Origin of the sequence: Pseudomonas sp. PICF141 (assembly GCF_002286815.1) — a bacterium.
Classification (GTDB): domain Bacteria; phylum Pseudomonadota; class Gammaproteobacteria; order Pseudomonadales; family Pseudomonadaceae; genus Aquipseudomonas.
On record NZ_MUNM01000034.1, the window covers coordinates 49,860 to 68,495 of the forward strand.

Genomic DNA, 18,636 nt, shown 5'->3' on the forward strand with positions numbered 1-18,636 from the left:
GTACCGGGCCTTGAGTAAAACATCAGCCTGCGCCTAACTGCCCATCAGGTTTTCCAACGCTTCGTAAGCCTCACGCACTGGCGCAAACGAACGGCGGTGGATGGGCGTAGGACCGAGGCGCACCAGCGCCTCAAGATGAACGGCCGTCGCGTAGCCTTTGTGGCTGCCGATGCCGTACCCCGGATAAATCAATTCGAACGCGGCCATTTCGCGATCACGGCTGACCTTGGCCAGAATCGATGCCGCAGCAATGGCCGGTACCTTGCCATCACCCTGGATCACCGCTTGCGCACGCATCGAGAGTTTCGGGCAACGGTTGCCGTCGATCATCGCCAGTTTCGGCTGGATGTGCAGCCCTTCGACCGCGCGCTGCATGGCCAGCATGGTGGCGTGAAGTATATTCAGCTCGTCGATTTCTTCGACTTCGGCGCGAGCGACATACCAGCTCAGGGCTTTTTCGCAGATTTCGTCGTAAAGCTCTTCGCGACGGGCTTCGGTGAGCTTCTTCGAATCGTTGAGGCCGAGGATGGGGCGGCTCGGATCGAGGATCACTGCCGCCGTCACCACTGCACCGCACAGCGGGCCGCGACCGACTTCATCGACACCCGCCACCAGATCTTCAAGTTCATCGACTAGCATAAAATCCAGGCCCAGCTGCTTACTCGCTTTGCTCATTATGCTCTGCCAATCAGGTTCAGTACCGCATCCGCAGCCTGATTGGAGGCATCCAAGCGCAGCGTTCGGTGGATTTCGTCAAAGCCTCGGGTCTGCTCCTGGCCACCTTCGATCAGTGGCGACAGGGTCTGGGCCAAGGCCTCTACCGTCGCATCGTCCTGCAACAATTCCGGCACCAGCAGGCGCTGGGCCAGCAGATTCGGCAACGAGACGTAGGGACTCTTCACCATCCGCTTGAGAATCCAGAACGTCAGCGGTGCCAAACGATAAGCGACCACCATGGGCCGCTTGTACAACAATGCTTCCAGCGTAGCGGTGCCCGAAGCAATCAACACGGCGTCGCAAGCAGCCAGGGCCAGATGGGACTTGCCGTCGAGCAAGGTCAGTGGCAAATCACGACCGGCCAGCAGTTCTTCAAGCTGAGCCCGCCGCTCCGGGCTCGCGCAGGGCATGACGAACCGCACGCCCGGGCGCATGGCGCGCACGCGCTGGGCGGTGTCGAGGAACAGCGCCCCCAGGCGCCCGACCTCGCCACCCCGGCTACCCGGCATCAGGGCGACCAGCGGCCCCTCCGGCAAGCCAAGTTCGGCCCGCGCTGCGGCGCGATCAGCCTCAAGCGGAATCGCATCGGCCAGGGAATGGCCGACAAACCGCACCGGCACACCCTTCTCTTCATAAAATTTAGCTTCGAACGGGAACAGCGTCAGCATCAGGTCGCAACCTTCGCGAATCTTCAGCACCCGCTTCTGCCGCCAGGCCCAGACCGACGGGCTGACGTAATGCACGGTCTTGATCCCGGCCTGACGCAGTTTGAGTTCGATATTGAGGTTGAAATCCGGAGCATCGATACCGATGAACACGTCCGGCTTCTGGGCGATCAGGTCCGCGACCAGCTTCTTGCGACGTGCCAACAGCTCGCGCAAACGGCCCAGCACTTCCACCAAGCCCATGACAGAAAGGCGCTCCATCGGGAAATACGACGCCAAGCCTTCAGCCAGCATCAGCGGACCGCCGACACCGATGAATTCGACTGCCGGATGCCGGGCCTTGAGCGCGCGCATGAGCCCCGCACCCAGAATGTCACCGGAAGCCTCTCCCGCCACCAGCGCAATACGCAAATTGGCCATGGTTAACGGGTGATGCCGCGGGTCGAAGACTGGATGGAGTCACGGAACACCGCGACTTCCGGGAACTGCAGCGAGGGTTCGGCCAATTCGGCAAGCGCCTGCTCGACCGTCAGGCCCTGGCGGTAAACCACCTTGTAGGCACGACGCAGGGCGTGGATCGCATCTTCGCTGAAACCGCGACGGCGCAGGCCTTCGAAGTTCATGCTGCGGGCTTCGGCCGGGTTGCCGAATACCGTTACGTAGGCTGGAACGTCCTTGCCAATGGCAGTGCCCATGCCCGAAAAGCTGTGGGCGCCAATATGGCAATACTGGTGAACCAGGGTAAAACCGGACAGGATCGCCCAGTCTTCAACGTGCACATGGCCGGCCAACGCGGTGTTGTTGACCAGAATGCAGTGGTTGCCAATAACGCTGTCGTGACCGATGTGGGCATAGGCCATGATCAGGTTGTGATCGCCCAGGGTCGTTTCCGAACGGTCCTGAATGGTCCCGCGGTGAATCGTCACGCCTTCACGGATGACGTTGTGGTCGCCGATGACCAGACGGGTTTCTTCGCCCTTGTACTTCAAATCGGGCGTGTCCTCGCCTACCGAAGAAAACTGGTAGATGCGGTTGTGCTTACCGATTCGGGTCGGGCCCTTGAGAATCACATGCGGCCCGATCACTGTCCCCTCGCCGATTTCCACACCTGCGCCGATGATCGACCAAGGGCCGACTTCGACGTCGTCGGCCAGAATGGCCGTCGGATCGATGATTGCGCGAGGGTCAATCAAACTCATAGTTTGCGTTCCGCGCAGATGATTTCAGCGGAGCAGACTGGCTTGCCATCAACCGACGCCTGGCATTCGAATTTCCAGATCTGACGCTTGCAGCTCAGGAACTTGGCTTCCAGGATCAATTGATCACCCGGCAGCACGGGCTGACGGAAGCGCAGTTTGTCGGAGCCTACGAAGTAGTAAAGCGTGCCGTCGGCAGGCTTCACGTCGAGCATTTTGAAACCAAGGATCCCGGCAGCCTGAGCCATCGCTTCGATGATCAGTACGCCCGGCATGATTGGATGCGCAGGGAAGTGACCATTGAAGAACGGTTCGTTGATGCTGACATTCTTGTAGGCGCGAATGCGCTTGCCTTCCACATCCAGATCCACAACCCGGTCCACCAGCAGGAACGGGTAACGGTGAGGCAGGTATTCGCGAATCTCGTTGATGTCCATCATTTCGGGGGGAAGCCTATGTAAAGATTGGGAGCGCGCGACTGACGCGCACTCCTCTAGCAAATCAAGGAGGCAGTCTAACGGCTGTGCACACTTGATATGGAAATGGTATCAGCCATCTGATGAAGCATTACCGCCAGGGGTCACGTCCCCTACACGCTTTTCCAGCTGTCGCAAACGTCGCGCGATGTCATCGAGCTGACGGATACGGGCCGCGCTTTTGCGCCATTCGGCTGCCGGTTGCATCGCCGTACCGGAAGAATATGAACCCGGCTCGGTAATGGAGTGGGTCACCATGGTCATCCCGGTCAGGAAAACGTTGTCGCAAATCTCGATGTGGCCCACCAGCCCTACGCCACCGGCGAGCATGCAATGCTTGCCGATTTTCGTGCTCCCGGAGATCCCCACACAGGCGGCCATGGCGGTATGGTCACCGACCTGGACGTTGTGAGCGATCTGAATCTGGTTGTCGAGCTTCACACCATTACCGATAACGGTATCGGCCAATGCTCCGCGATCAATAGCGGTATTCACGCCTATTTCTACGTCATCGCCGATCGAGACACCGCCAATCTGGGCGATTTTTTGCCAGACGCCTTTCTCGTTGGCAAAGCCGAAGCCTTCACCACCAAGCACGGCACCGGATTGAATCACCACCCGTTTGCCGATGCGCACGTCGTGATACAGCGTGACACGTGGGGCCAACCAGCCGCCTTCGCCGAGTTCGCAGCGCGCACCAATGAAGCAATGAGCCCCAACGGTCACACCCGCGCCAATACGCGCGGCACTTTCAATCACCGCAAAAGCACCGATGCTCGCCGCCGGATCGACCACTGCATCCGCCGCCACCACCGCTGTCGGATGAATACCGGCAGGCGCCTTGGGCTTGGGATCGAACAGGTGGGAAACCCGTGCGTAGGCCAGGTAAGGATCCGGCACCACCAAGGCATCACCGGCAAACGCTTCAGCATCAGCGGCCTTGAGCAATACGGCGGCGGCCTGACAGTCAGCCAGGTATTTGCGGTATTGAGGATTTGCCAGAAAGCTCAACTGAGCTGGGCCAGCCTCTTGCAAAGTGGCTAGCCCAGTAATTGCTTTCTTCGGGTCGCCACGTAAGGTGGCGCCGAGGAACTCGGCCAACTGGCCGAGCTTTATAGTCGCTGTCATGGGTTACTTCAGCTGATTCATGCGCTCGATAACCTGGCGAGTGATGTCGTACTGAGGCTTGACATCAATCACTGCGCCACGCTCGAAGACCAGGTCAAAAGCACCTTTCTTGATGACTTCTTCCACAGCACTGTCCAGTTTCGGCTTGAGCTGCTTCAGCATTTCACGGTCGGCAACAGCCTTGGCTTCGTTCAGCTCCTTGGACTGGAACTGGAAATCACGGGCCTTTTGCTTGAACTCGAGTTCCAGACGTTCACGCTCGCCTTGCTGCATCTTGTCGCCACCAGCCATCAGACGGTCCTGGATACCCTTGGCGCTGCTTTCCAGGCTCTTGAGCTTGGTCAGTTGCGGGCCGAACTTCTTCTCGGCGTCCACGGCGTATTTTTTCGCCGCATCAGATTCCAGCAGGGCCATCTGATAATTCAGAACGGCGATTTTCATGTCGGCAAAAGCCGGTCCTGCAACCAGTACGGTCGCCAGGAGAACCAATTGAGTCAACTTACGCACGATGCACTCCTACAAAATCCATTGTCGTTATCTTGGGTCAGACGCTTAGAACGTCTGGCCGAGGGAGAATTGGAACACTTGAGTCTCAGCGTCATCCGGTTTCTTGATCGGCATGGCCAACGCGAAGCTCAAAGGACCCAGCGCGGTAACCCAGGTCACGCCGAGACCGACGGAGCTGGCCACGTTGCTCAGGCTAATGTCGTTGCATTCGGTTTGAGCGGTCGAGCCGACATTGGCGTTGGTCGTTTTGTCGCAATTGGAGTCGAATACGTTACCCACGTCCCAGAATACCGAAGTACGCAGGGAACGCTGATCCTTGACGAAGGGCAGCGGGAACAATACTTCGACACCACCCTGGATCAGGACGTTACCACCGAATGGCAGCGGATCCTGGTCCGGGTCGGCGAGCGTACCGGCGTTACCCGTGACAGCCTCACCACGGCTAGGTGTACTGCGTGGACCAAGTGTACTGTCCTTGAAACCACGAACCGAGTTGAAACCACCAGCATAGTAGTTCTCATAGAACGGCAAGCCATCGGTCGAACCGTAGCCATCGCCATAACCCAGTTCGGTGTGAAGACGCACTGTGTAGTTTTCAGTAATGGGCTGGAACAACTGGCCGCGGTAATCAAGCTTGAAGAACGACAGGTCGCTACCCGGGGTGGTGGTTTCCAGAGTCAGGCTCTGGGAATGGCCACGGGTCGCCAATACACCTTTGTTCAACGTGGACTCGGACCAACCGGCCGAAGCCTTGAAGTTCAGGTAGCTGTCGCCCTCACGGTTAACGAAGTCAAAAATTTCGTCAACGGTGTACTGGCCGGTCTTGATCTCGTCCTGCTGCGCCGTCAGACCAAAGGTCAGACGCGAAGTTTCGCTGATCGGGTAGCCGACGCTCACGCCAGCACCCAGGCTGTCTACGGCATAGCTGGCCACGTCGACATCGAGGTCGTCGTAGTCGGTAGTGCGGTAGAAAGCGTTGTAACCCAGGCTCACGCCGTCTGCAGTCCAGTACGGATCGACATAACCGAAGTTATAGCGGCTCTGGTATTCGCTGCGGGTCAAACCGACGCTGACCTTGTTACCGGTACCGAGGAAGTTGTTCTGGGTGATCGAACCACCGAGGATCAGACCGGCACTCTGGGCGAAACCGACGCTGGCGGTAATCGAACCGGACGCCTGCTCTTCAACGCTGTAGTTCACATCAACCTGGTCATCGACACCGGGCACGGCTGGCGTTTCGACGTTGACTTCCTTGAAGAAGCCCAGACGTTCCAGACGCGTCTTGGATTGATCGATCAGGTAAGTCGAAGCCCAACCGCCTTCCATTTGACGCATTTCACGGCGCAGCACTTCGTCTTCGGACTTGGTGTTGCCACGGAAGTTGATGCGGTTCACGTAGGCACGCTTGCCCGGATCGACAGCAAACGTGATGTCGACCGTATGATCTTCATCATGAGGCTGAGGCACGCCGTTGACGTTGGCGAAGGTGTAACCCTCGTTACCCAGGCGACGGGTGATCAGTTCGGACGTGGTGGTCATCAGCTTGCGCGAGAACACCTGGCCTTTCTGAACCAGCAACAGGGACTTGACCTGGTCTTCAGGTACTTTCAGGTCGCCGCTGAGCTTGACGTCACGAACGGTGTACTTCTCGCCTTCGTTGACGTTGACGGTGATGTAGACGTGTTTCTTGTCCGGGGTGATGGATACCTGGGTCGAGGCGATATCCATATTGATGTAGCCGCGATCCAGGTAGTAGGAACGCAGACGCTCCAGGTCACCGGAGAGTTTTTCACGAGCGTACTTGTCGTCGTTCTTGAAGAACGACAACCAGTTGCTGGTCTTGAGTTCGAACAGGTCGATGAGGTCTTCTTCAGGGAAAACCGTGTTACCCACCACGTTGATGTGCTGGATAGCTGCAACGGTGCCTTCGTTGATGTTGACTTTCAGGCCCACGCGGTTACGCGGCTGTGGCACCACCTCGGTATCGACGGTCGCGGAGTAGCGGCCTTGAGCGACGTACTGACGCTGCAGCTCGTTACGCACACCTTCAAGGGTGGCGCGCTGGAAGATTTCGCCTTCGGCCAGACCGGATTGCTTGAGACCCTTCATCAGGTCTTCAGTGGAAATCGCCTTGTTGCCTTCGATCTCGATACTGGCGACTGACGGACGCTCGACTACAGTAATGACGAGGACGTTGCCATCGCGCCCCAGCTGGATATCTTGAAAGAACCCGGTTTTGAACAACGCCCGAGTGGATTCCACCAGGCGACGATCATCCGCCTGTTCGCCGACGTTCAACGGCAAGGCACCAAAGACGCTACCCGCGGAGACCCGCTGTAGGCCATTGACGCGAATATCAGAGATAGTGAAGGACTCGGCGTGAACTTCGGCGATCATCAATACGGTGAGAACCGCAGTTAGCAGCAGACGTTTCATGAAGTCCTTTCTTATTCCAACTGGCAATAAAAACTGCCGCAAAATGCGGCAGATTCGCAATTAAGCGAAGCGTTACAGTCGACCCAGATCATTGACCAGAGCAAGCAACATCACCCCGACCACCAAACTGATACCGATCTGTATCCCCCAACTTTGCACCCGATCCGACAAGGGGCGACCACGCGCCCACTCGATCAGATAAAACAACAAATGCCCCCCATCCAGTACAGGAATGGGCAACAAATTCAGAACCCCCAGGCTAATACTCAGATAAGCAAGGAAATTCAGGAAATCAGCGACGCCCGACTGGGCGGAAGCGCCCGCCACTTTAGCAATGGTTATCGGTCCACTCAAGTTTTTTACCGAGAGCTCACCGAACAACATTTTCTTGAGCGAATCGAGCGTCAATACGCTCATGGTCCAGGTGCGTCGGGCACCTTCGCCAATCGCAGCCACCGGACCGTAACTGATTTCGCGAATCATCTCTGGCGGCCAATCGACCGCTTTCACCCCGGCCCCCAGATAACCACTGGGCGACTTGCTCTCGCCACGAGCGGCCAACGTCACAGGGACGTCGATTTGAGCACCATCACGCTCCACGCGCAGCATGATTTTGGTATCCGGATGCTTACGGACGATGTCGACTACCTGCTGCCAGTCGTCCAGCGCCTTGCCATCAAGGGCCAACAAGCGGTCACCCGGTTTCAGGCCGGCGGCCTTCGCCGGCCCTTTCGGATCAAATTCGGCCAGCACGGGCGGTAACGCCGGACGCCAAGGGCGAATGCCCAACGAGTGAATCGGATCTGGTTCCTCAACCCCCTTGAGCCACTTGTCCAGCACCAGCTCACGGGGCGAGTCCACCGTGGAGCCCTGTTCACGGACCATCAATTGAACGGCACCGCTCTCACCCAGACGACGGATCAGTTGCAGGTTCACCGCAGCCCAGCCAGAGGTTGGCTCGCCATCGATGGCCATGATTTCCTGGCCCGGGCTCAAACCTGCCCTGGAGGCAATACTGCCAGACTCGACCGCGCCGATAACTGGCCGCACTTGCTCGCTGCCCAGCATTGCCAATGCCCAGAAAAACACCAATGCCAATAGAAAGTTGGCGATCGGGCCGGCCGCGACAATGGCGATGCGCTGACGGACAGATTTGCGATTGAAAGATTGATTGACCTGGTTGGCCGGGACCTCGCCTTCGCGCTCGTCGAGCATCTTCACGTAGCCACCCAACGGGATGGCGGCGATGACGAACTCAGTGCCTTTGCTGTCGTGCCAGCGCAGTAACGGCGTGCCAAAGCCCACGGAGAAACGCAGCACTTTGACCCCACAGCGACGCGCGACCCAGAAATGGCCGAATTCGTGGAAGGTGACCAGCACACCCAGCGCTACCAGGGTGCCGACAATCATATAGAGCGCGCTCATGTACTTTCTCCGCAATCCTATCAGTGCTGCATGGGGCAACGTTTTGCAGCACTTATCGCCCGTGACGGCTCAACCATTGCCCGGCCAGTACTCGTGCTTTCGCATCAGCCGTAAACACTGCCTCGAGATCATCCACTGCAACCACAGGCTCGAGGTTCAACACTTCCTCGATAATACTCGCGATTTCCAGATAGCGAACCCGCCCGTCGAGAAAGGCCGCCACCGCCACTTCATTCGCGGCATTGAGCATGGCCGGCGCGCTATTGCCGGCTTCGGCGGCTTGACGCGCAAGGCGCAGGCACGGAAAACGTTCCTCATCGGGCGCCTGGAAATCCAGGCGAGCGATGGCAAACAGGTCCAGCGGCGCAACACCCGAGTCGATTCGTTCCGGCCAGGCCAGGGCATTGGCGATCGGCGTACGCATGTCCGGATTACCCAATTGCGCCAATACCGAACCATCGACGTAATCGACCAGCGAATGAATCACGCTCTGCGGGTGAATAACCACTTCAACCTGGGACGGCGTGGCATTGAACAGCCAACAGGCCTCGATCAGCTCGAGCCCTTTGTTCATCATGCTGGCCGAATCCACTGAAATCTTGCGCCCCATGGACCAATTCGGATGGGCACACGCTTGCTCGGGGGACACATGCTCCAGTTCGGCCAGGGGCGTCTGCCGGAACGGACCGCCAGAAGCGGTCAGTAAAATGCGACGCACCCCGACCGGGCCGAGCCCACGAGCAAAATCCTGTGGCATGCACTGGAAAATCGCGTTGTGTTCGCTGTCGATCGGCAACAGCACTGAACCGCTGTTGCGCACGGCCTGCATGAACAGCGCACCGGACATCACCAGCGCTTCTTTATTGGCCAGAAGAATCTTCTTGCCAGCTTCGACCGCCGCCAGCGTCGGACGCAAGCCCGCCGCACCGACAATGGCCGCCATGACCGCATCGACCTGCGGATCGGAGGCGATCTGACACAAGCCCTCCTCCCCGACCAGCACCCGGGTCGACAGACCGGCCGCGCGCAAATCGTCCTGCAAGCGTCGGGCAGCGCCAGATTCCGGCACGACGGCAAAGCGCGGCACATGCCGCACACACAGCGCCAGCAGCTCACTCAAACGCGTGAAACCACTCAAGGCGAAAACCTGATAACGCTCGGGATGACGGGCGATGACGTCGAGGGTACTCAGACCAATCGAACCGGTCGCCCCCAGCACGGTAATCTGTTGTGGGCGGCTCACGGTGCGGCCATCCACAGCAGCACGGCGAATACCGGAATCGCCGCCGTCAGGCTATCGATGCGATCCAGCACGCCACCGTGGCCGGGCAGCAGATTACTGCTGTCCTTGATCCCCGACTGGCGCTTGAACATGCTTTCGGTGAGATCGCCCACCACCGAAATGAACACGATAATTGCGGCGCCGAACAACCCCATCAGCATCTGGGCGAAACTCCAGTCCCGCACAAAGCCGACGACTGCGGTAATCACCAGACTCACGATCAAGCCGCCGTACACACCTTCCCAGCTCTTGCCAGGGCTGACCTGTGGCGCCAGCTTGCGTTTGCCGAAGGCCCGACCGGAAAAGTACGCACCGATATCGGCCCCCCACACCAGCACCATTACCGCCATGATCAGCCAGTTACCCAAAGGCTGCTGCTTGATCAGCACCAGGCCTTGCCACGCCGGCAACAGAATCAACAAACCGATCACCAGTTTGCAGGCAGCACTGGCCCAATGTTGACTGGACTGTGGAAAGGTCAATACCAGGTAGGTGGCCACGCCCCACCAGAGCACCGCAGCCCCCAATACCCAAGGCGCGAGCCCCGGCAGGATGTGCATGAAAAACAGCATCAACGCGACCACAGCGGCATAGGCCAGGCGAATCGACTGGACAGCGAAACCCGCCAACCGCGCCCACTCCCATGCCCCAAGCGTCACCACCAGCCCGATGAACAGCGCAAAACCGGACCCTTCGAGCAGGAAAAACCCGCCCAGGGCAATCGGCAGCAGAATCAGTGCCGTGATGATTCGTTGTTTAAGCATTAAACCCGGGCTCCAGCCTCAACCTGCTCGCTCGTTTTACCGAAGCGACGCTGGCGAGAAGCGAAATCGGCTAGCGCATTGCGCATGGCGTCGTGTTTGAAGTCCGGCCAGAACAGGTCGGAGAAGTACAACTCGGCGTAAGCCAGCTGCCACAGCAGGAAATTGCTGATGCGATGCTCGCCACCGGTTCGGATGCACAAGTCTGGCAACGGCAGATCACCGGTCGCCAGGCAGGTTTGCAACAGCTCGGGGGTAATGTCTTCCGGACGCAGATGCCCGGCCTGAACTTCGCGGGCCAGACGCTGCGCGGCTTGCGCGATATCCCACTGACCGCCGTAATTGGCAGCGATCTGCAGGATAAAGCGATTGGCGCCGACAGTCATCGCCTCGGCTTCGCGCATGGCGGCCTGAAGCTCCGGGTGAAAACGCGAGCGATCGCCAATGATGCGCAAACTGATGTTGTTGTCGTTGAGGCGCTTGGCCTCGCGACGCAATGCCTTGAAGAACAGATCCATCAAGGCACTGACTTCATCGGCTGGACGCTGCCAGTTCTCGCTGGAGAACGCGAACAGGGTCAATACTTCGACCCCGGCCTCGGCACACACCTCGATCACCGCGCGCACCGCATCCACGCCCGCTTTATGCCCGGCGACACCGGGCATAAAGCGTTTTTTCGCCCAGCGATTATTACCATCCATGATGATCGCGACATGGCGCGGCACCGCGGACGGCGCAGTCTGCTTTGTCTTATCCATTAAAACGTGACCCTTATACGGCCATCAGGTCTTTTTCTTTCTGCGCCAAATTCGCGTCGATTTCAGCCACGTATTTTTTGGTCAGATCATCAATTTCGCCAGCAGCGCGACGCTCTTCGTCTTCGCTGATTTCCTTTTCCTTGACCAGATCCTTGAGCTGGCTGTTCGCATCACGACGGATGTTGCGCACGGCAACACGGGCGTCTTCAGCGACATCGCGAGCCTGCTTGGTGAAGCCCTTGCGGGTTTCTTCGGTCAGGGCCGGCATGGAGATCAGCAGCAACTCGCCGAGGTTGGTCGGGTTGAGGTTCAGACCCGCGCTACCGATGGCCTTGTCGACGGCACCCAGCATGTTGCGCTCAAAGGCGACCACTTGCAGGGTACGGGCGTCTTTTACGGTGATGTTCGCCACTTGCTTGATCGGCGTGTCGGCGCCGTAGTACGGAACCATCACACCTTCCAGAATGCTCGGGTGCGCCTGGCCCGTACGAATACGACCGAAGTTGTGCATCAGCGATTCGACGGATTTTTTCATGCGCTCTTGAGCGTCTTTCTTGATTTCGTTGATCATTGTTGGCCTTCCTCGATCAGGGTCCCTTCAGCGCCGCCATGTACGATGTTCAGCAGGGCGCCGGGCTTGTTCATGTTAAATACGCGCAACGGCATCTTGTGGTCGCGGCACAGACAAATGGCGGTCAGATCCATCACGCCCAGCTTGCGATCCAGTACTTCATCATAAGTCAGATGATCGAACTTCTCGGCATGCGGGTCTTTGAATGGATCAGCCGTGTAAACGCCATCGACCTTGGTTGCCTTGAGCACGACGTCAGCGTCGATTTCGATTGCACGCAAGCAGGCTGCCGAATCCGTGGTGAAAAACGGATTACCGGTACCGGCGGCGAAAATCACCACTTCCTTGGCGTTCAGGTGACGCATGGCTTTGCGGCGATCGTAGTGATCGGTCACGCCAACCATGGAAATGGCCGACATCACGATGGCCGAGATATTGGCACGTTCCAGCGCATCGCGCATCGCCAGGGCGTTCATCACAGTGGCCAGCATGCCCATGTGGTCGCCAGTCACCCGATCCATGCCCGCCGCGCTGAGCGCCGCGCCGCGGAACAGGTTGCCGCCACCGATCACCAGACCGACCTGAACACCGATGCCGACCAGTTGGCCAACTTCCAGCGCCATGCGATCCAGAACTTTCGGATCGATCCCGAACTCTTCCGAGCCCATCAGGGCCTCGCCGCTAAGCTTGAGTAGAATGCGTTTATAGCGAGCCTGATAACCACTGCCCTGCTGAGCCATTGCGAATCTCTCCTGCGGCGTATTTTAAAAAATTCTTTGCGGGCTGTTTGCAGCCTGCATCCACTCTAGCTTGACGCTATCACAGCGCCATCGGAACACGGCTTTGTAAGCCAGTTCCGACGAGAAGCCAAATAAATTGGCATCCCCATCTGAAAAGAGGCTGCGCGCGTGAGCGGGCAGCCTCTTCAGGGCGACAGTTAAAAACCGTCTTATTGCTTGGCAGCAGCCAGTTGGGCAGCCACTTCTTCAGCGAAGTTGTCGACCGGCTTCTCGATGCCTTCGCCTACTTTGAAGTAAGTGAAGGAAACGATTTCAGCACCGGCTTTCTTGGCCAGTTCGCCGACCTTGATTTCAGGGTTCTTGACGAACGCCTGCTCAACCAGGCTAGCTTCGGCCAGGAACTTGCTGATACGGCCTTTGACCATGTTTTCAACGATGTTTTCCGGCTTGCCGGCGATCTTGTCGGCGTTGAGAGTCAGGAACACGCCTTTCTCACGCTCAATCGCTTCGGCGGAAACTTCCGACGGCAGCAGGAATTCAGGGTTGGTCGCCGCTACGTGCATAGCGATGTCCTTGGCCAGCTCAACGGTGCCGCCCTTGAGAACAACCGCAACACCGATCTTGTTGCCGTGCAGGTAACCACCAACAACGTCACCTTCAACGCGCGCCAGACGACGGATGTTGACGTTTTCGCCAACTTTGCCGACCAGTACCAGGCGATCGGCTTCTTGAGCTTCGATCAGCGGAGCGACGTCAGTCAGCTTGTCAGCGAACGCTTTTTCAACGCTTGCAGTAACAAATGCCTTGAAGTCGTCCTGCAGAGCCAGGAAGTCGGTCTGCGAGTTCACTTCCAGCAGAACGGCGGATTTGCCGTCTTCCTTCAGAGCGATAGCACCTTCAGCTGCGACGTTGCCAGCTTTCTTGGCAGCCTTGATGGCGCCCGAAGCACGCATGTCATCAATGGCTTTTTCGATGTCGCCGCCAGCCTTGGTCAAGGCCTTTTTGCAGTCCATCATGCCTTCGCCGGTACGCTCGCGCAGTTCTTTGACCAACGCTGCAGTAATCTCTGCCATTTTCAAATTCCTCTTGGATAGGTTTTCAACCATTCCACCCGATCGAACGGGCGTTCAATTCTTCCCGAACCACCTTTGTTAGCCGCTGCACGTTACAGATGCTGTAGCTGCGCTGCTCACAAATGGTTTTCGAGGTGGCAAAAAGGGGGCCAAGCCCCCTTTTTGCTTACTGAGTCAACGCCAGGGCGTCAATTACTCAGCTGCAGCTGCCGGAGCTTCTTCAACGAACTGCTCGGTACCGCCAGCAACGTGGTTGCGACCACGGATTACAGCGTCAGCCATCGAACCCATGTACAGCTGGATAGCGCGGATTGCGTCATCGTTGCCTGGGATGATGTAGTCAACGCCTTCCGGGCTGCTGTTGGTATCGACTACGCCGATAACCGGGATGCCCAGCTTGTTGGCTTCGGTGATCGCGATGCGCTCGTGATCAACGTCGATAACGAACAGAGCGTCTGGCAGACCGCCCATGTCCTTGATACCACCCAGGGAACGATCCAGCTTCTCAAGATCGCGAGTGCGCATCAGCGCTTCTTTCTTGGTCAGCTTGGCGAAAGTACCGTCTTCAGCTTGTACTTCAAGGTCACGCAGACGCTTGATGGAAGCACGGATGGTTTTGAAGTTGGTCAGCATGCCGCCCAACCAGCGGTGATCGACGTACGGCGAACCGCAACGTGCTGCTTCTTCAGCAACGATCTTGCCAGCGGAACGCTTGGTGCCAACGAACAGGATCTTGTTTTTGCCCTGGGCCAGACGCTCTACGAAAGTCAGAGCTTCGTTGAACATTGGCAGGGTTTTTTCAAGGTTGATAATGTGGATCTTGTTACGCGCGCCGAAAATGTACTTGCCCATTTTCGGGTTCCAGTAACGGGTCTGGTGACCGAAGTGCACACCGGCCTTCAGCATATCGCGCATGTTGACTTGGGACATGATAGTTCCTTAATAAGTCGGGTTTGGCCTCCACGTATCCCAATGACCAACCAGCAGCATCAGCTGAAGGCACCCAGGTCATCGTGTCGACACGTGTGTGGATTTAAGCTTTTCAGGGCATCCCCGGAAAGCGGCGCATTTTATATCACAAGGCAGAAAAAAACGGAACCCGGATTCCAAAAACCAGAGGAATGCTTTTGGCCCCTGCCTTGGAATCTCCCCAGAATGCGCCATCCTGTAGAGAGAAGCGATGCACAGAGGCTCAGATTTGCACTGATCGTCTGGTAGAATCGCGTTTTTCAGGGCTGCGAAGATCACTCGCGCAATGCCCATTTCGTTTTAGAAGGCGCCATTGAGCGCAGAGAGAGCCTGTATGACCGTCACCCTCAAAACCCCAGAGGACATCGCAAAAATGCGGATCGCCGGCAAATTGGCCGCCGATGTGCTGGAAATGATTGCCGATTATGTCAAGCCGGGTGTCACCACCGAAGAACTGGACCGCATCTGCCACGACTATATCGTCAATGAGCAGAAAGCCATTCCTGCCCCGCTCAACTACAAGGGCTTCCCGAAGTCAATCTGCACCTCGATCAACCATGTGGTCTGCCATGGCATCCCGAACGAGAAACCGTTGAAGGATGGCGACACGCTGAACATCGACGTCACTGTGATCAAGGACGGTTACCACGGCGACACCAGCCGCATGTTCCACGTCGGTACCGTGCCGGTCTGGGCCGAGCGCCTGTCCCAAGTGACTCAGGAATGCATGTACAAGGCCATCGAACTGGTCAAACCGGGCTGCCGCCTGGGCGATATCGGTGAAGTGATCCAGAAGCACGCCGAAAAGAATGGTTTCTCGGTGGTTCGCGAGTTCTGCGGCCATGGTATCGGCAAGGTGTTCCACGAAGAACCACAAATCCTGCACTACGGCCGCGCCGGCACCGGCATGGAACTGAAGGCCGGCATGACCTTCACCATCGAGCCGATGATCAACCAGGGCAAGGCCGACACCAAAGTGTTGGGCGACGGCTGGACCGCTATCACCAAGGATCGCAAGCTGTCGGCGCAGTGGGAACACACTTTGCTGGTGACCGAAACCGGTTACGAGATCTTCACCCTGCGCAGCGACGATACCATCGCGCGCGTTTCGGCCTGATCCCGCCCGCTCCGCTCCCAGCCTTATAGAAAGGAAAGCCAATCGATGCCGCAGGTGGACCCCGAACTCTTCGACCGTGGCCAGTTCCAGGCTGAACTGGCCCTGAAGGCAAGCCCCATTGCTGCTTTCAAGAAGGCGATCCGTCAGGCCCGCGAGGTGCTCGACGAGCGGTTCCGCAGTGGCCGTGACATTCGTCGGTTGATCGAGGATCGCGCCTGGTTTGTCGACAACATCCTGCAACAAGCCTGGGAACAGTTTAACTGGAGCGAAGACGCCGATATCGCCCTGGTGGCAGTCGGCGGCTACGGTCGCGGCGAGTTGCACCCCTATTCCGACATCGATCTGCTGATCTTGCTGGACAGCGCCGACCACGAAATTTTTCGGGATTCCATCGAACGCTTTCTGACGTTGCTATGGGACATTGGCCTGGAAGTCGGCCAGAGCGTTCGTTCGGTGGAGGAATGCGCCGTCGAGGCCCGTGCCGACCTGACGGTCGTCACCAACCTGATGGAAAGCCGCACCATTTGCGGCCCCGAACGCCTGCGCCAGCGCATGCTGGACGTCACCAGCACCGAGCACATGTGGCCCAGCAAGGAGTTCTTCCTGGCCAAGCGCGCCGAGCAGAAAGCCCGCCACCACAAGTACAACGACACCGAATACAACCTGGAACCCAACGTCAAAGGCTCGCCAGGCGGACTGCGGGATATTCAGACGATTCTCTGGGTCGCCCGGCGTCAATACGGCACCCTGAACCTGCGGGCCCTGGCGGGCGAAGGCTTCCTGGTGGAGAGCGAAAACGCCCTGCTGGCCTCCTCCCAGGAGTTTTTGTGGAAGGTACGGTACGCGCTGCACATGCTCGCCGGCCGTTCCGAAGACCGCCTGCTATTCGACCACCAGCGCTCCATCGCCGGGCTATTGGGGTTCGAAGGCAACGACGCCAAGCAAGCCATCGAAAACTTCATGCAGCAGTATTACCGGGTGGTCATGAGCATTGCCCAGCTCAGCGACTTGATCATCCAGCACTTTGAAGAAGTGATCCTGGCCCCCGAAGACGAAGCACCACCGCAGCCGATCAACTCGCGGTTCCAGCTGCATGACGGCTATATCGAGGCGCGTAGCGACAACGTGTTCCGCCGTACGCCATTCGCCATGCTCGAGATCTTTGTGCTGATGGCCCAGCAACCGGAAATCAAAGGTGTACGTGCCGACACCATCCGCCTGCTGCGCGAGAATCGTCATCTGATCGATGACGACTTCCGCAACGATATTCGCAATACCAGCCTGTTCATCGAGCTGTTCAAATGCAAGATCGGCATCCACCGCAATCTGCGGCGGATGAACCGTTACGGCATCCTCGGGCGCTATCTGCCGGAGTTCGGCTTCATTGTCGGGCAGATGCAGCATGACCTGTTTCACATTTATACGGTCGATGCGCACACCCTGAACCTGATCAAGCACTTGCGTAAGTTGCAGTACACCCAGGTGTCGGAAAAATTCCCGTTGGCCAGCAAACTCATGGCCAAACTGCCCAAACCCGAACTGATTTACCTGGCCGGTCTTTATCACGACATCGGCAAGGGCCGGCATGGTGATCATTCGGAAATCGGCGCGGTGGATGCCGAAGCTTTTTGCCAGCGCCACCAGTTGCCGATCTGGGACAGCCGCCTGATCGTTTGGCTGGTGCAGAACCATCTGATGATGTCGACCACGGCCCAGCGCAAGGACCTGTCCGACCCGCACGTGATCCACGATTTCGCGCAAACCGTCGGCGATGAAACCCGTCTCGATTATCTGTATGTGTTGACCGTTGCCGACATCAACGCCACCAACCCGACGCTGTGGAACTCCTGGCGCGCAAGCCTGTTGCGCCAGCTCTACACCGAGACCAAGCGCGCCTTGCGTCGTGGCCTGGAAAACCCGGTGGATCGCGAAGAGCAGATCCGCCAGACCCAGAGCGCGGCGCTGGACATTCTCGTACGCGGCGGCAACGATCCGGACGATGTCGAACAGCTCTGGGCGCAATTGGGCGATGACTATTTCCTGCGGCATACCGCCGGCGATGTGGCCTGGCACACTGACGCGATTCTGCAGCAGCCGGCCGACGGCGGCCCGCTGGTGCTGATCAAGGAAACCACCCAGCGCGAGTTCGAGGGCGGCACGCAGATTTTCATCTATGCACCGGACCAGCACGACTTCTTCGCCGTGACCGTAGCGGCGATGGACCAGCTCAACCTGAACATTCACGACGCCCGGGTCATCACCTCCAGCAGCCAGTTCACCCTCGACACCTATATCGTGCTCGACACCGATGGCGACTCGATTGGCGATAATCCGGCGCGGGTCAAGCAGATCCGCGAAGGCCTGACCGAAGCCCTGCGCAACCCGGACAACTACCCGACCATCATCCAGCGTCGGGTACCGCGCCAGCTCAAGCATTTCGCGTTTGCGCCACAGGTGACGATCCACAACGATGCCCAGCGCCCGGTGACTGTGCTGGAGCTCAGCGCGCCCGACCGTCCTGGGTTACTGGCGCGGATCGGCACGATTTTCCTCGAATTCGACCTGTCGCTGCAGAACGCCAAGATCGCCACCCTGGGCGAGCGCGTGGAAGACGTGTTTTTCATTACCGACGCAAACAATCAGCCGCTGTCCGACCCGTTGCTGTGCAGCCGTTTGCAGGATGCCATCGTCAAACAGCTGAGCGTCAGCCAGGAACCCGATATCAAACTGTCGCGCATCAGTATCTGAACCAACAATTTTCCCCTGTGGGAATGGACTTCCTGTGGATGGGGGGGGGGTTGTTGTGGTGAGGGGG

Annotated in this window: 17 protein-coding genes; 2 read left to right on the plus strand and 15 right to left on the minus strand. The window is 58.1% G+C overall.

Translation table 11 applies throughout. The features are described from left to right. Positions 1 to 33: 33 nt before the first annotated feature. The 15 genes from rnhB to rpsB form a co-directional block, all read right to left on the minus strand. Entirely contained in the window at positions 34 to 675 is a 642-nt protein-coding gene (gene rnhB, locus BZL43_RS07200) for a ribonuclease HII (protein WP_095631664.1), read from the minus strand. Next, positions 675 to 1,802, minus strand: a complete 1,128-nt coding sequence (gene lpxB / locus BZL43_RS07205) for a lipid-A-disaccharide synthase (protein ID WP_095631665.1) — start codon at positions 1,800 to 1,802, stop codon at positions 675 to 677. The genes rnhB and lpxB overlap by 1 nt, the downstream gene beginning before the upstream one ends. A gap of 2 nt (positions 1,803 to 1,804) precedes the next feature. Beyond that, positions 1,805 to 2,581: an acyl-ACP--UDP-N-acetylglucosamine O-acyltransferase gene (lpxA, locus tag BZL43_RS07210; protein WP_008010226.1), complete on the minus strand. Its 777-nt coding sequence runs from the start codon at positions 2,579 to 2,581 to the stop codon at positions 1,805 to 1,807. Continuing rightward, a complete protein-coding gene (fabZ, locus tag BZL43_RS07215; RefSeq protein ID WP_007907157.1) occupies positions 2,578 to 3,018 on the minus strand; it encodes a 3-hydroxyacyl-ACP dehydratase FabZ in 441 nt (146 codons plus the stop codon). The genes lpxA and fabZ overlap by 4 nt, the downstream gene beginning before the upstream one ends. Positions 3,019 to 3,126: 108 nt before the next feature. After that, positions 3,127 to 4,182, minus strand: coding sequence for a UDP-3-O-(3-hydroxymyristoyl)glucosamine N-acyltransferase (gene lpxD / locus BZL43_RS07220; protein ID WP_095631666.1), 1,056 nt, complete (start codon positions 4,180 to 4,182; stop codon positions 3,127 to 3,129). 3 nt (positions 4,183 to 4,185) lie between these two features. After that, the gene (locus BZL43_RS07225) at positions 4,186 to 4,689 is read right to left on the minus strand and encodes an OmpH family outer membrane protein (RefSeq protein ID WP_007907155.1); all 504 of its coding nucleotides are present in this window, start codon (positions 4,687 to 4,689) and stop codon (positions 4,186 to 4,188) included. Positions 4,690 to 4,734: 45 nt separating this feature from the next. Next, complete coding sequence (gene bamA, locus BZL43_RS07230) at positions 4,735 to 7,125, minus strand: outer membrane protein assembly factor BamA (protein ID WP_095631667.1); 2,391 nt, start codon at positions 7,123 to 7,125, stop codon at positions 4,735 to 4,737. A gap of 72 nt (positions 7,126 to 7,197) precedes the next feature. Continuing rightward, complete coding sequence (gene rseP / locus BZL43_RS07235) at positions 7,198 to 8,550, minus strand: sigma E protease regulator RseP (RefSeq protein WP_095631668.1); 1,353 nt, start codon at positions 8,548 to 8,550, stop codon at positions 7,198 to 7,200. 52 nt (positions 8,551 to 8,602) lie between these two features. Further along, positions 8,603 to 9,793 (minus strand): 1-deoxy-D-xylulose-5-phosphate reductoisomerase, encoded by a 1,191-nt coding sequence (gene ispC, locus BZL43_RS07240; protein WP_095631669.1) that lies wholly within the window; start codon positions 9,791 to 9,793, stop codon positions 8,603 to 8,605. Beyond that, complete coding sequence (locus BZL43_RS07245; protein WP_095631670.1) at positions 9,790 to 10,596, minus strand: phosphatidate cytidylyltransferase; 807 nt, start codon at positions 10,594 to 10,596, stop codon at positions 9,790 to 9,792. Before BZL43_RS07245 ends, ispC begins: the two co-directional genes overlap by 4 nt. After that, positions 10,596 to 11,351, minus strand: a complete 756-nt coding sequence (gene uppS / locus BZL43_RS07250; RefSeq protein ID WP_095631671.1) for a polyprenyl diphosphate synthase — start codon at positions 11,349 to 11,351, stop codon at positions 10,596 to 10,598. The genes BZL43_RS07245 and uppS overlap by 1 nt, the downstream gene beginning before the upstream one ends. 13 nt (positions 11,352 to 11,364) lie before the next feature. Continuing rightward, the gene (frr, locus tag BZL43_RS07255; protein ID WP_095631672.1) at positions 11,365 to 11,922 is read right to left on the minus strand and encodes a ribosome recycling factor; all 558 of its coding nucleotides are present in this window, start codon (positions 11,920 to 11,922) and stop codon (positions 11,365 to 11,367) included. Then, positions 11,919 to 12,662, minus strand: coding sequence for a UMP kinase (gene pyrH, locus BZL43_RS07260; protein ID WP_003172271.1), 744 nt, complete (start codon positions 12,660 to 12,662; stop codon positions 11,919 to 11,921). Before pyrH ends, frr begins: the two co-directional genes overlap by 4 nt. A gap of 209 nt (positions 12,663 to 12,871) precedes the next feature. Continuing rightward, entirely contained in the window at positions 12,872 to 13,735 is an 864-nt protein-coding gene (gene tsf, locus BZL43_RS07265; RefSeq protein WP_095631673.1) for a translation elongation factor Ts, read from the minus strand. A gap of 192 nt (positions 13,736 to 13,927) precedes the next feature. Continuing rightward, a complete protein-coding gene (rpsB, locus tag BZL43_RS07270; RefSeq protein WP_007907989.1) occupies positions 13,928 to 14,665 on the minus strand; it encodes a 30S ribosomal protein S2 in 738 nt (245 codons plus the stop codon). Between the two features lie 373 nt (positions 14,666 to 15,038). On the opposite strand from rpsB, the gene map reads away from it, so the two are divergent. Beyond that, a complete protein-coding gene (map, locus tag BZL43_RS07275; protein WP_095631674.1) occupies positions 15,039 to 15,821 on the plus strand; it encodes a type I methionyl aminopeptidase in 783 nt (260 codons plus the stop codon). Between the two features lie 45 nt (positions 15,822 to 15,866). Further along, entirely contained in the window at positions 15,867 to 18,569 is a 2,703-nt protein-coding gene (locus BZL43_RS07280) for a [protein-PII] uridylyltransferase (protein WP_095631675.1), read from the plus strand. Positions 18,570 to 18,636: the final 67 nt, after the last annotated feature.

Excerpts from the sequence above, each read along its gene's own strand:
- rnhB (WP_095631664.1), bottom strand. The coding sequence starts at position 675 with ATGAGCAAAGCGAGTAAGCAGCTGGGCCTGGATTTTATGCTAGTCGAT.
- lpxB (WP_095631665.1), bottom strand. The coding sequence starts at position 1,802 with ATGGCCAATTTGCGTATTGCGCTGGTGGCGGGAGAGGCTTCCGGTGAC.
- lpxA (WP_008010226.1), bottom strand. The coding sequence starts at position 2,581 with ATGAGTTTGATTGACCCTCGCGCAATCATCGATCCGACGGCCATTCTG.
- fabZ (WP_007907157.1), bottom strand. The coding sequence starts at position 3,018 with ATGATGGACATCAACGAGATTCGCGAATACCTGCCTCACCGTTACCCG.
- lpxD (WP_095631666.1), bottom strand. The coding sequence starts at position 4,182 with ATGACAGCGACTATAAAGCTCGGCCAGTTGGCCGAGTTCCTCGGCGCC.
- bamA (WP_095631667.1), bottom strand. The coding sequence starts at position 7,125 with ATGAAACGTCTGCTGCTAACTGCGGTTCTCACCGTATTGATGATCGCC.
- rseP (WP_095631668.1), bottom strand. The coding sequence starts at position 8,550 with ATGAGCGCGCTCTATATGATTGTCGGCACCCTGGTAGCGCTGGGTGTG.
- BZL43_RS07245 (WP_095631670.1), bottom strand. The coding sequence starts at position 10,596 with ATGCTTAAACAACGAATCATCACGGCACTGATTCTGCTGCCGATTGCC.
- uppS (WP_095631671.1), bottom strand. The coding sequence starts at position 11,351 with ATGGATAAGACAAAGCAGACTGCGCCGTCCGCGGTGCCGCGCCATGTC.
- frr (WP_095631672.1), bottom strand. The coding sequence starts at position 11,922 with ATGATCAACGAAATCAAGAAAGACGCTCAAGAGCGCATGAAAAAATCC.
- pyrH (WP_003172271.1), bottom strand. The coding sequence starts at position 12,662 with ATGGCTCAGCAGGGCAGTGGTTATCAGGCTCGCTATAAACGCATTCTA.
- tsf (WP_095631673.1), bottom strand. The coding sequence starts at position 13,735 with ATGGCAGAGATTACTGCAGCGTTGGTCAAAGAACTGCGCGAGCGTACC.
- rpsB (WP_007907989.1), bottom strand. The coding sequence starts at position 14,665 with ATGTCCCAAGTCAACATGCGCGATATGCTGAAGGCCGGTGTGCACTTC.
- map (WP_095631674.1), top strand. The coding sequence starts at position 15,039 with ATGACCGTCACCCTCAAAACCCCAGAGGACATCGCAAAAATGCGGATC.
- BZL43_RS07280 (WP_095631675.1), top strand. The coding sequence starts at position 15,867 with ATGCCGCAGGTGGACCCCGAACTCTTCGACCGTGGCCAGTTCCAGGCT.